Source organism: uncultured Bacteroides sp. (assembly GCF_947632445.1).
Taxonomy (GTDB): domain Bacteria; phylum Bacteroidota; class Bacteroidia; order Bacteroidales; family Bacteroidaceae; genus Bacteroides.
In genome coordinates this window covers 1-14,296 of the sequence record NZ_CANRPM010000011.1, presented here as the reverse complement: position 1 = coordinate 14,296, position 14,296 = coordinate 1, and the positions used below count along the sequence as shown (strand labels likewise).

The following is a 14,296-nucleotide window of genomic DNA, read 5'->3' as shown; positions in this document are numbered from 1 at the left end:
ACGGGACAGATGACACTCTTTTTACAAAGGCACAGGAAGAATACGAAAACGCGTTTCGCATTTTATTCTTTCTGTGTCTTTGTTTTCTCAAGTTACCATCTGTTATGCAGAGCACAAACGAATGATACTTTGACTTTTCGCATTGTCAGTTACAATGTAGAAAACCTTTTTGACACATACCATGACTCACTAAAAAACGACTACGAATTCCTGCCTGAGTCTGTCCGTCATTGGAACTATTCGAAATACAAGAAAAAACTGGACGATATCGGCCGTGCTCTTATTGCCGTAGGCGGATGGACCCCTCCAGCATTAGTGGCCCTCTGCGAAGTAGAGAATGACCGTGTATTATACGACCTGACACGCTATTCCGTATTACGTGAGGCCGGATACCGTTATGTGATGACCCATTCTAAAGACGAACGGGGCATTGATGTAGCCTTGCTCTACCAACGCGGCTTGTTCAAATTGTTAGCCAGCCACAGCATCGCCATCGACAAATCTCGGCCATTCGACCGGCCTACACGCGATATTTTGCACGTAAGCGGAATGTTATTGAACGGTGACACCTTAGACATACTGATTGCTCACTTTCCATCCCGTTCAGGTGGCGCGAAAGAGAGTGAACCTTATCGGCTAAAGGCTGCCCACCGGCTGAAACAGACAGCAGACAGTATCATCGGCCTTCGCCAATATCCGCAGCTGCTGATTATGGGAGACTTCAATGACTATCCCACCAATCAGTCCATCAAGAAAATCATGCAGGCAGAAGCTCCCGTTCCCGACAGTACGCCTCGTAACGATCGGTTATACCATTTATTAGCCCGCAAGGCCCAAAAGGAGAAAAACTATGGAAGTTACAAATATCAGGGAGAATGGGGATTGCTTGACCACCTCATTGTATCAGGCAATCTGCTAAAGTCCGATGCTCCGCTTACTACCGGTGAAGCACAGGCTGAAGTAGCCCGCCTGCCGTTCCTATTAGTCCCGGATAAAAAATTCGGCGGAGTCCGGCCTTTCCGTACTTATATCGGCCCCCTATATGAAGGAGGCATCAGCGATCATCTGCCGGTATGGGCAGAATTCCGACTGATTTACTAAAGAAAGGCATCGAAAAATTAATCATTCAGATATATAAATCCGTCAATCTGACCTGTCGGGATCGAAATTACTCCTTCACACGTTGCGGGTATTAAATAATTTTGCGAATATTGCACAAACAATAATCTACAATTTATCATGAAATACGCCATCTTATTATTTACATTCCTTATAAGCAGCCTGTCTGCATCGGCTCAACATTTAGTTCAGATAGGAAAAGGTTATAGTTCCACCTCAGTCAACACAACCGTATTCCGCAACAGTTCGCTTGTCACCTTCAAGCAAAATCAATATACGGCCTATTACGATGCCGATGGCTATATGGTCATCGGCAAACGTAAATTGGGTTCCGAACAATGGGAACTTCGGCGATCACAATACAAAGGTAATATAACCGATGCCCACAATGTCATCAGCCTAATGGTAGACGGTGAAGGCTACTTGCATGTAGCCTTCGATCATCATGGACAGCTGCTGAACTACTGCCGCAGTACCGCTCCCGAATCCCTTGTCTTAGGAGAAAAAGAACCGATGACGGGGAAAGACGAAGCAGATGTCACCTATCCAGAATTTTACCGCCTATCCAATGGAGACCTGCTTTTTGTCTATCGTTCAGGAGCATCTGGAAGAGGAAACCTCGTACTGAACCGCTATCATCTGAAGCAACGGAAATGGCAGCGTGTCCAAGACATTCTCATTGATGGCGAGGGACAGCGCAATGCCTACTGGCAACTATACGTAGATGCCAAAGACGTCATCCATCTTTCGTGGGTATGGCGGGAAACATGGATGGTAGAAACCAACCATGACTTGTGCTACGCCTGCTCATCAGACGGTGGGAAAACATGGCAAAAATCAAACGGCGAAACCTATAGCCTGCCCATACGCGAAGCCAATGCCGAATATGCCTGCCGCATACCTCAAAACAGTGAGCTTATCAACCAAACCAGTATGAGTGCCGACACGGAAGGCCATCCCTACATTGTCACCTATTGGCGTGATGCCGACAGTACCATTCCCCAATATCGTCTGGTTTGGCATGACGACACCGGCTGGCACAACCGTTCCATCATGAATCGCACACAAGCTTTTTCGCTGAAAGGAGGAGGCACCAAAATGATTCCCATTTCCCGCCCCCGTATTGCTGTAGACAAAGGACATGCTTTCTTTCTCTTCCGCGATGCTGAACGTGAAAGCAAGGTATCTATGGCCTATACCCCTGATCTCAAAAACGGAGAATGGCAAGTGACCGATCTTACTGACTTCAGTGTTGACGCATGGGAACCCAGTCTCGATACGGAATTGTGGAAACAAAATCGACAACTCAACGTTTTCGTACAAGAAACCCATCAGGGCGACGGTGAGAAACCAATCGTTTCCGAGCCGACTTCCGTATATGTACTCGAAATCAATACCAAACAATAACTAACATACAAAACTTATGGATAAAATTCTTAAAACGTTTGCAGCCTGTTTCATCGGACTACTACCGGCTGCAACATTTGCCAAGACTTCCGAGGCCGAACAGGTTCGAAAAATCATTGACACAGTGAACCAACACTGGCAAGCTGAAAACAAGCCGGAAGTACGTTCCTTCTGGGACAATGCAGCCTATCACACCGGCAACATGGAAGCCTACTTCCTGACAGGCAACGAAACCTACCGTGCCTATTCCGAAGCGTGGGCCAAACACAACGAATGGAAAGGAGCCAAAAGCAACGACCGTTCCCAGTGGAAATATTCATACGGAGAATCGGACGAGTACGTTCTGTTCGGCGACTATCAGATTTGTTTCCAGACCTATGCCGACCTTTACAACTTAGCTCCCGAAGATTATAAAATCAAGCGCGCCCGCGAAGTCATGGAATATCAGATGAGTACTCCGCAAAACGACTATTGGTGGTGGAGCGACGGCCTGTACATGGTAATGCCCGTCATGACGAAATTGTATAAGATTACCCACAATCCGCTCTATCTGGACAAATTGTACGAATACATCACCTATTCCGACCAGATTATGTTCGACAAAGAGGAAAATCTCTATTACCGCGATGCCAAATACGTCTATCCCAAGCACAAGAGTGTCAACGGAAAGAAAGACTTCTGGGCCCGCGGTGACGGATGGGTACTGGCGGGACTGGCCAAAGTGTTGAAAGACCTGCCGGCTGACTACAAACACCGCGCTTTTTTCGTGGAGAAATTCCAGAAATTAGCTAAAGCAGTAGCCGCCATTCAGCAACCCGAAGGCTATTGGACCCGCAGTATGATGGATCCCGAACATGCTCCCGGCCCTGAAACAAGCGGTACTGCATTCTTTACTTATGGCATTCTGTGGGGTATCAACAACGGCTATCTGGACGAAGCCGAATTCCTGCCCACTGTCAACAAAGCATGGAACTACCTGTCGAAAACCGCCCTTCAGAAAAACGGCTCTGTGGGCTACGTACAACCCATCGGCGAAAAAGCCATCCCCGGCCAGGTAGTCGATGCCAACTCCACCGCCAATTTCGGTGTAGGTGCATTCCTGTTGGCTGCCTGTGAGTATGTACGCTACTTGGAAGCTCCCGAAACCCAAGATCGTGCTTACTGGTGTGACCTTGCCTACAAGATGGCCGCCCCAATCTTGAGCAATATGGCTAAGGGAGAACTTCAAAAGAACATGATTGTAGAAGTAAGTCCCACATGGGACGGCCGCGACAAAAAGGTAACCTATATGGAAGCTTTCGGCCGCCTGATGGCAGGCATTGCTCCCTGGCTTACACTCCCCGACGACAACACGGCGGAAGGAACCATGCGCAAGCAATTACGCGAATGGGCGTTGAAAAGCTATGCCAACGCCGTAGATCCGCAAAGTCCCGACTACCTGCTGTGGCGTAAGGAAGGACAGCCCTTAGTAGACGCAGCCTATATTGCCGAGAGTTTTCTCCGTGCGTTCGACCAGCTGTGGAAACCTTTGGACGAGACCACCAAGCAACGCTACATCGAAGAGTTCACCCTGTTACGCCGTATCGACCCGCCTTACACCAACTGGTTGCTCTTCTCATCGACTATCGAAAGTTTCCTGGCCAAAGCCGGAGCATCTTACGATGCCTACCGCATCAACTCCGCCATCCGCAAGGTAGAAGAATGGTACACCGGAGACGGCTGGTATGCCGACGGCCCAAGCTTTGCTTTCGACTACTACAGCAGCTACGTGTTCCATCCCATGTATCTTGAAACTCTTCAGGCGATGAAAGATGTTAAGGCTTATACACGCCTACATTATTCCAAGTATTATGACCGTGCCTTGCGCCGTGCACAAAAATACAGCCTGATACTGGAACGCTTCATCTCACCCGAAGGAACCTTCCCTGTCTTCGGGCGATCCATTCCATACCGCATGGCTACGATGCAACCCCTCGCCCTGATGGCCTGGTATCAGGAACTGCCTGCCGGCGTGACCAACGCCCAGGTACGCTGCGCCCTCACAGCCGTTATGAAACGCATGTTTGCCAGTGGCAACAATTTCAACGAAGGAGGTTATCTGACCATCGGGTTCAGCGGACGTCAGCCCAACATTGCAGACTGGTACACCAACAATGGCAGCCTGTACATGACTTCCCTGGCTTTCCTGCCTTTAGGACTGCCGGCCGGCCATCCATTCTGGACCGATGCACCCCAGGACTGGACCAGCAAACGAGCTTGGAGCGAACAACCGTTCCCCAAAGACCACTATTGGAAGGATGAAATCAGTACGGGGGATTTGTTCTGATTTCCAACATAACCTTCAGGCACGGATTACACGGAGCGTCACGGAGAAAAACATATATCCGCGAAAATCCGTATCATCCGTGCCTGAACGATTCATAATCAACCCCCGCCTTTCTGCTTAAGGTATTCCGAAGGAGCCATGCCATATTCATCCTTAAAGCACTGCCTGAAATAAGCCACACTGCTGAAACCGGCCAAATCTGAAATTTCAGCGATGCTGTACTCACCGTCCAACAAGAGATCTACACTCTTCTTCAACTTCACTTTCCGTACAAATTCATTGACCGACATATCCGTCAGATACTTGATTTTCCGATAAAGCGTAGAATGGCTCATACACATCTTGTCGGCAATAAAACCTACATCAATCTTTTCCATACTGAGATTATCTCCGATAATACAGGCTACCTTATCCAAGAACTCGCGGTCGAGCTTGTTCAATGTGCGATCTCCCTCACCCAGATCCTTTAAAGCCTCTTCAGTGGACGAACCTACCGACGATACTGTCTTTGCCGCAATCAGTACCGCCAACTTCCTTCTGCCTGCCAGCAGATTTTCTATTCTCCGAGTCAACAGGCTGGCACTGAAAGGCTTGGCTATAAACGAATCGGCTCCAGCGGCATACCCTTCTTCCCGATCCTGAATACTATCTTTGGCCGTCAGTAATATTACCGGAATATGACTGGTACGCATATCCTGCTTCACACGTTTGCAGAAAGCAATGCCGTCCATGATGGGCATCATAATGTCACTGACAATGACACTCGGGATGCGAACTTTGGCGATGTCCCACCCGTCTTTTCCGTTGGAAGCAGTAAGCACCTCATACATGTCTTCGAATGAGCTTCGGATATAATCACAAATATCATTGTTATCTTCCACCACCAGCAGAACGGGACGTGCATCCTCTCCCTCGGCCGACACCTCCCTGGCAACTGTCTCGGCTACAGCCGGTTTGTCGCCGCTTGCCGCCACCTGCTTATGTCGGGCATGAGGATAGGTATTGTCTGTCAACAGGCTGAGAGTAAAGCAGCTGCCCTCGTTCAGTTCGCTTTCCACACTGATCGTTGCTTCATGCAAATCGGCCAGCGCTTTCACCAAAGCCAGCCCTATGCCCGTACCCGAAGCCTGATGCTCGCCGTCCGCCTGATAATAACTGTCGAAAATGTGAGGGATTGACTCCGAGTCAATGCCGAATCCTGTATCTTTCACCTTGATTTCGGTATATCGCTGTCCGTCTTCCTCCCGTTTGCCGAGAGACAAAGTTATAAATCCCTCCGGTGTATATTTCATGGCATTGGACACCAGATTATTAAGAATAATCGTGATTATTTCAGGGTCGAAACAGAGTTCCGTCTCTTCCGTTTCAATCTTCACCTCAATATTGACCCGGCTGTTCTGGTTCAGTTCCTTGAAGCCCAAACCGATTTCCCTTACCAACCTACCGAGATTGGCTTTCTCTATCAGCAGCTTCCGATTCAGTGTCTCTGCCTTTCGGAATTCCAGTATCTGGTTAATCAGTGCCAACAGCCTGTTGGCATTGCTGTGTATGATGCCGATGCGTTCCAGATGTTTCTGCGATAACGACTTATCCCTCAAAAGATCCTCCAAAGGCCCGGCAATGAGCGTAAGCGGTGTACGCAGTTCGTGCGTAATGCTGGTATAGAAATGAAGCCTTTCCGCGTTAAGCTTTTCCCCATTCTTCAACTGTTGGTGCTCCAAGTTCAGCTTATTCTCCAACTCAAGTTTATGCTTGTAGAAACGCAACATATAGTAGAGCAGCAGACATGCCACAATCACATAGAACAGTTTGGCATACCACGTCAGCCACAGAGGCGGATCGATTATCAACGTCAGTGAAGCGATGTTGTCGTTCGTCCAGCTTTGATTTCTCATCCGGGCATTCACCTTGAACGTATAGTTTCCGTGCGGCAGGTTCCTGAATATCACCTGGTTTTCGCCATGCGTATTGTACCAGGAATTATTCAATCCTTCCATTTGATAGATATACTCCACCTGACCCGCCTGCGAGAAATCGGTCACATTGAAGCCAATTCTCAGATTATTGTTCCGGTAAGAAAGCCTGATCTTATTCTTTATGATGGGCACCATCTTCTCGGCATACTCCGGCCGCAAGTCGCCTGTCAAAGTCCGAAACTCCGTAAAGACCACCGGAGCCACCTTCTCACTGTAATCAAGCGTGGCGGGACGGAAATAGCACACGCCATTCTGCGAGCCAAAATAAATCGTGCCGTCGTCCGTCCGACATACCGAGCCGTCCATAAAATCGCCGCGAGGAACTCCTTCATGGTAATTATAGTTTTTGAACACACCCGACGCCTTCTCATAGCACGAAATGCCGTCGTTTGTACTGAACCAGATATTGCCCCTCTCATCCTCCTGTATGGCTCTGACATAGCCGTTCTCTATGCCGTCTTTCTCCGTAAATATACGGAACCCCATCGGGTTGTCCGTCCGCTCGAAGAAGACAAGGCCATTCCTCGTGGCTGCCCAGATTTCGTCGCGGCTGCTCATGGACAAGTGGGAAATGGCATTCGAAGCCATCCCATTGTCGGTAGTCAGACTATAAACCAAGTTGTTATGACTGTTCAATATCTGAATGCCTTTGCCGAAGGTGCCAATCCAGAGCTTCCCCTGTTTGTCACGCAGAATGCTGTGAATCATATTGTCGGCCAGCTGATTATTGATGCTGTCTTCGCAAGCAAACCGCCCGCTCTCATAGCTATATATGCCGCTCTCCGTACCGATCCACATCTTGCCGTCCTCGTCTTCGTAGAAACATCGGACATCGAGGTTGGGATATGCGTCACTGAGCCGTTCCATCTGTCCCGTCCTGTGGCGGTATATCATCACCCCATCCAGATACATGCCCATCCAGAGATCGCCGGAGCGGTCGGTATAGATGACATTCACATGCGTATTCTTCACTGCTTGCGGATTTAGCACCTCTTTCATCCTCCCCTTGACGAATATCGCCACCTCATTCTCTCCACCCAACCATAGGCGTCCGCCCGTATCGACATTGATGCCCCACACCTGTTTGTTGGCGTATGCGCCATAGCGTCTCATCTGATAAGGCAGTGTTTTGAACTGAGGCTGCAAACGGCAGATGACATCCACCCCGCCCCGGTAATTGCCTATCCAGATGTTTCCGAAAGAATCTTCAAACAGACAGCGGGCATTGGGTGAAGACAGCCCGTGAATGCCGTTGGTCACCGCGATGTTGCGGAATTGCACCTGATCGGGACGGATAAAGGAATTCTGGCGCAAATCGAGGATGCTGACCCCGCCCATGTTGGTACAAACCCAGATGTTTCCATCGCGCGTCTGGCGGATGTCATATACCTGATTGGATAAAAGAGAATGGGGATTGTCGGGCTGGCTGCGGAAGGTCGTAAACTCTTTCGTGACGGGATTGAACAGCGACAGACCGTTCCCCGTGCCGATCCATATCCGCTCCGAGCGGTCTATCAGGATGGCATGAACCGTATTGCTCGGGATGCTCTTGGGATCGTCAGGTGCATGGCGGAAATTCTCGCAAGTACGCGCCTTCAAGTCGATGATACTGAGACCGTCTTCCGCATGTCCCACGTAGAGATGGCCTTTCCCGTCGTCATACGAAGTCCAGTTGCGCCCCGAAAATCCCTTGACATTGGACGTGTTATAGCTTTCCACCTTCTTCGTCTTCCGGTTGTAATGGTCGATACCCAAATGAAAGTGGGTAATCCAAATGCCCCCGTCCGCCGCCATTTTCAGGTCGGTCACATCGTTTGTAATCAGTCCGTTATGTACGTCCAACGTCTCGAACGTCCGTTGCCCCACATCCAGAATGCTGATGCCGTCGCGTTGCGTTCCTATCCAGATAGTGTTGTCTTGCGGCACGGAAAGCAACACGTTATGCTCGTTGCCGCAGATTGGCGAATTGTTCCGGTTATAGACCGTAAATTCACGCCCGTCGAACTTATTAAGCCCGGACTCCGTCGCTATCCATATACAGCCCCGGTTGTCCTGCGCAATATCCATCACGTAGTTGTTTGACAACCCCTGTTCGACGCCCATCCGTTTCAGAATTAAATCGTCCTGAAGTGCACGTACATTCAAAGGGAAAAACATGAACCACACTATAAGCGATACAAGGTTACCGATTTTCTTCATCGTATTAAACAAATTTAATTGTTGCTTTCGGCAAAAATAATGAAATATGCTGAAAAAAGCAATCATTATGACTAATTTTTCTACCCTGTTTCATAAAAAAACATGGGCCGAAATCTCCATGAGATTAACTAATTTTGTGTTGCATTATGTATTACCGATTAATCTCGCAACAAAGGTCGCAAATTTTCGCCTTACTGCAAAGAAAGACTCCGGGAAAAGAAATCGCCTCCATAGCGGAGTGCAGTCAGTCAACACTCAGCCGAGATAAAAACTCTATTTCGACTCTCCTAAAAATGTTTTCTTCAGACAAATCGCTATTTTTGCACTTGCCAGTTGAGAGTAAGCTATTGGAGAAATATGGTACTTTTCCCATTTTTCTCCAATAGAATAATGGATTACTGATAGTTTTCATTACTTTTGCAATATGATTATACCAAGAGATAGATACTTACAGGAACTGAGAAGCGTAATGCACAACGGAATGATTAAAATCATTACCGGTATACGTCGTTGTGGCAAATCTTACCTTCTGTTTGAGTTGTTCAAGCAATCGTTACTTGAAAATGGTGTGGATGAAAAGCATATCATTCAAGTTGATCTGGAAGACCGCCGTTCTAAACGAATCAGGGAACCGGATGCACTATTGGATCATATTGACAGCTGTATGACGGATGATGGAATGTACTATATTTTATTGGATGAAATCCAAATGGTTCCAGAGTTTGAGGATGTGCTTAACAGCTATCTGAAAGTGAAAAATGCAGATGTATACGTGACCGGTAGTAACAGTCGTTTGTTATCAAGTGATGTAATAACAGAATTTCGTGGACGTGGGTATGAAATCAGAGTACATCCCTTGAGCTTCTCCGAGTTTCTTAAGGCTGGGCTGCATGAAAACGACCTTTCGGCATTGCAAGATTACATGATTTATGGTGGAATGCCACAGATTGTATCCTTTGCGAAAAAGGAGGAAAAGGAAAAATATCTGAAATCGTTGTTTCAAGGCACTTATATCCATGATATAAAAGAACGTTATGCTATTAGAAATGATGATGATCTAAGTGAGCTTATAGATATCATAGCCTCCAATATCGGATGCTTAACCAATCCGACCAACCTTGAAAACACATTTAAATCGGTAAAAGGTCACAGTATTTCAGATACAACTATACAGAGCTATCTTGGTATGCTACAGGATGCGTTTATGTTGGAAAGAGCCGTCCGGTATGATATTAAGGGAAAACGCTATATCAATACACCATCCAAATATTATTTTGAAGATATAGGATTGCGCAATGCCCGTTTGAATTACAGGCAGATTGACGGCGGGCACCTCATGGAAAATATCATATACAATGAACTGCGTATCAGAGGATATTCTGTTGATGTAGGGCAAGTAGAAGTACGAGAAACAGATGATGGAAAGAAAAAACGAAAATCGTTGGAAGTGGACTTTATCTGCAATAGAGGTAACAAACGTCTATATGTCCAATCGGCATTTGACATGCCTACTCAAGAGAAAATTGATCAAGAAACCAATTCCCTTCGTTATATCAAAGATGGATTCCCTAAAATTATCATAGTCGGAGGTTTGGTTCCATCTTATGTAAATGAGGATGGCATATCAATCATTAACATCGTTGATTTCCTTAAAGATACAAAGGGAACTCTTTTATAAGCCGGTACTTTCTGACAATCAATTTAGGTTAATGAGAGTATTATCATAGCATGAAACCAACGGCATTGAATACCCATCATCAAAGGTCATTAATACCCTTCATGGTCGATTAAGAACATCGTCTATTGAAGGGTCACGAGCACCGTCTACTTCTAAAAATCAATCAAACAAGGTAGAATAATACGTCATTTGACATCTATGAATAAATTTTCTACATTGTTTGCTCATTTTTTATACCAGTAATTAATCTATTAAGCACATCTTTGCATCATAAAAGAAAAGAAGAGGACACCCATTCTTCTTTCTTGTTTAACGTTTAACGAACCAATAGCCTTTTATAAAGGCTGAATTGCTTCTTTTTTAATTCAATTAAAAACAATGGAAACAAAAGAAACTTTGAAAAAAAAATCGGATAAAACACTTGTTCTCTGTTCAAATACTACAACGTCCATTAGTCGTTCTATTTGTTTTGTCAACAATCTCTATAACGGGATTTGCTGATAATATCAGAATAAAAGGAAAGATACTGGAAGCTTCCGGTCTCCATCAACCGGTCGCTTCTGCCACAATCAAAGTCTTGAACGCTGTGGACAGCAGTTTTGTCACTGGCACTTCAGCCGGAGAATATATGTATGAACATTATGTGTCTGGAGAAGACAATCAGAAATTATTCACAGGAGGATTTACCGTAGAGGTTCCAAGAGGGAGAAAATACATTTTTTCTGTTAGTTGCATCGGCTATAAGACTACTTCGATAAATGTGGACATAAGTAAAATCGGCAAACGAATATTCAATTACGAGTTGGATCCCATCTACCTTACGGAAACGTCTGAAATACTGGACGAGGTGGTTGTAAAGGCATCTAAAGTCAAATTCTATAACAAGGGCGACACATTGGTTTACAACGCCGACGCATTCAACCTGGCCGAAGGGAGCATGCTTGATGTACTTGTACAACAGCTTCCTGGTGTAGAATTGAAACAAGATGGCACCATCTATGTCAATGGCAGGTTTGTCGAAGAATTGTTACTGAACGGCAGACATTTCTTCGACGGCAACAAACAACTGCTGCTACAGAATTTGGGTGCTTATGCCGTGAAAGACATTGAGTTATACAACAAACGAGGAATAGCTGGTGAGTTAGCGGGAACCGATTTAGATGATACCCAGTATGTAATGGACGTAAAGCTAAAAAAGGAATACATGATAGGAACCGCTCTGAACGTGGAGGGAGGATATGGCAGCGAAGACCGCTACTTGGGACGCCTCTTTGCTATGGCCTTTACACCTACAGGACAATATTCAGCCTATTTCAGCACAAACAACCTCAACGACAGCCGCAAACCAGGACAGACAACCACATGGACACCTGAAACCATGCCTACCGGTGTACAGAAAACCATATCAGGTGGATTCGACTACAGTATAAAGCCCATTGGCAGCCGTTGGGAGTTCAACGGGAACGTAAATGCCGAAAGTAGTCGAGAAACGGACGGCACTGACGTGACACGCACCAATTACCTCGTTACAGGCAATACTTACGACTATCAGTTCAATCGTTTGGAAAGCAAATCAGTTTCAACTAACACCAAACACAAGATTCAATACAAGGCACAGAAAGGGTATGCCCTTAGCACTGAACCCTTCTTCAATTACAAAAACTGGAATAATTATAACGAGAACGTGGATGCCACCTTCAGCGATGCGTTCAACGATATATCCACTGACTTCATCCAAAACATCTACAGCGGTAACACCAACGGGGCGTTGACCAGTCTGATCAATCGAAATCTCAACATGAACCGCCGTAAAGGGCACTCTCTTTCTGCCGGTGCCAATCTATGGCAAGGGTTCACAATACCCAATACCCCTGATTTAATAGAAATAGACCTGTCAGGAAGTTACAATAACCGTCATGACGAACGTTTCAATCACTACGACATAAACTTCGGTCAGAATCCGGTTCCTGCACAGACAGCCAACCGTTATTTCAAGAATTATCCTGATTTCGATTCCAAATTTAGAGCAGGCATAAGTTATTCGCGAAAGTTAATTGTGGGAACATTGAAACTCGCCTATCGCTACGACCGCATTTATCGGAAAGAAACCTCCACACTTTTCCAACTGGATTCACCCGAATCCATCGAAGAATTCATGTTTGGTAAATTACCTTCAGCCATCGACTATGTATCTGCCATTGACCCTAACAACAGCTATCTAAGTCGAAGTACGGATAATTGCCATGAGTTTTCACTATTCTACCACTGCCATACCCAGCATATATATGCTTATTATCAACTTCCCATAACTTTGATGAACCGAAAGTTCGACTACCAACGCGGTCGCGTTGACACAGTTTTTACACATCGTTCGATTGTTTTTGACATTGGCGATGCAAGAATCAACTGGACCGACAACAATAAACAAGACGCCTGGTGGACATGGGAATTGAAAAGCCGCATGCCCGATATGGAGTCAATGATCGATTTTACCGATGACACCAATCCGCTTTATATCCGAAAAGGGAATAAAAAACTGAAAAATGCACTATTGTTCAATACAGCACTCCAATATACTTTTACGTTAAATAAAGAAAAAAGAAGTGAGATAACAATCGCTGGAAAATATTCGATTATTTCCAATGCTTTGTCACAAGGTTATACCTACGACACAAGTACCGGCATACGCGAAGCAAGTTATTATAATGTAAACGGGAATTGGAACGCATCTGGCTTTCTTATACTTGCCAAACATGGCGGGAAGTTTTCCGTCAGCAATAAATTAGTAGCCGGACATGCCACCAGTGTTGACTTAGTAGGCGAAGATTCTCCCATATTGTCTCGCAGTAAGGTGTATGACCTGAGCTTTTCCGACGAATTCAATTTGAAATACCATATCGGCAAACATCAGCTGGGTTTAAACGCAAAAGGGAGCCACAACCGTTTCACATCCAATCGCACAAGTTTCATACCCCAAAACACTTGGACGGTGAAGTCGGGCCTGAACGCCATCTTTGAACTTCCTGCCAATTTCCAACTGGCTACGGATTTTACGGTTTACAACCGTCGCGGTTACACAGACGAAGCTTTGAACACCGACAACTTTGTGTGGAACGCCCGGTTGACCTACAAGGCATTGAAGGGCAAGCTGTTATTGATGCTGGACGGCTACGACATCCTGCATGACCTAAGCAACATATCCTACACCATGAATGCCCAGGCACGCACGGAAACCTACCGCACGGTATTACCACGCTATGCAATGTTCCACGTCCAATGGAGATTTAACTATACCCCGAAAGGAAAGAAAAAATAAAAAAAGAACAGTTTCTTTGAAAAAAAACACCATTGATGTGAATTTTATCAATAACGGACAGCTTACATGACTTTGATTTTATTTCGAACTCACGTTATATTACATATTGGTGGCAAATATAGAAATTACGTTTTGGGAATAAATATCGGATGACCATAAAAAAGGGAGGACAACAAACATCCTCCCTTTTTTATCAACTTGTCTAGTCCTGAAATAGCGTTACAACAAAAAGTAACATTATGGAAAAGACAGAAACAAAGTACGTTAAGCGCACA

The 14,296-nt window shown here is 45.8% G+C and carries 6 protein-coding genes; 5 read left to right on the top strand and 1 reads right to left on the bottom strand.

Features of this window, described 5'->3' with window-relative positions; translation table 11 throughout:
• Positions 1–9 precede the first annotated feature (9 nt).
• From Q0Z70_RS03780 to Q0Z70_RS03770, 3 genes are all read left to right on the top strand, one after another.
• A complete protein-coding gene (locus tag Q0Z70_RS03780; protein ID WP_298072791.1) occupies positions 10–1,101 on the top strand; it encodes an endonuclease in 1,092 nt (363 codons plus the stop codon).
• Positions 1,102–1,239: 138 nt separating this feature from the next.
• Complete coding sequence (locus tag Q0Z70_RS03775; RefSeq protein ID WP_298072789.1) at positions 1,240–2,526, top strand: BNR repeat-containing protein; 1,287 nt, start codon at positions 1,240–1,242, stop codon at positions 2,524–2,526.
• A 16-nt stretch (positions 2,527–2,542) separates the two neighbouring features.
• Entirely contained in the window at positions 2,543–4,852 is a 2,310-nt protein-coding gene (locus Q0Z70_RS03770) for a DUF2264 domain-containing protein (protein WP_298072787.1), read from the top strand.
• A gap of 98 nt (positions 4,853–4,950) precedes the next feature.
• Here Q0Z70_RS03770 and Q0Z70_RS03765 read toward each other — a convergent pair whose 3' ends face one another.
• Positions 4,951–9,027, bottom strand: a complete 4,077-nt coding sequence (locus tag Q0Z70_RS03765; RefSeq protein ID WP_298072785.1) for a two-component regulator propeller domain-containing protein — start codon at positions 9,025–9,027, stop codon at positions 4,951–4,953.
• Between the two features lie 424 nt (positions 9,028–9,451).
• Here Q0Z70_RS03765 and Q0Z70_RS03760 point away from each other — a divergent pair, with 424 nt between their 5' ends.
• Positions 9,452–10,705, top strand: a complete 1,254-nt coding sequence (locus Q0Z70_RS03760; RefSeq protein WP_298072783.1) for an ATP-binding protein — start codon at positions 9,452–9,454, stop codon at positions 10,703–10,705.
• 760 nt (positions 10,706–11,465) lie between these two features.
• Positions 11,466–14,021 carry a hypothetical protein gene (locus Q0Z70_RS03755; protein ID WP_298072781.1) on the top strand — a complete coding sequence of 852 codons (2,556 nt, stop codon included), beginning with the start codon at positions 11,466–11,468 and terminating at the stop codon, positions 14,019–14,021.
• Positions 14,022–14,296: the final 275 nt, after the last annotated feature.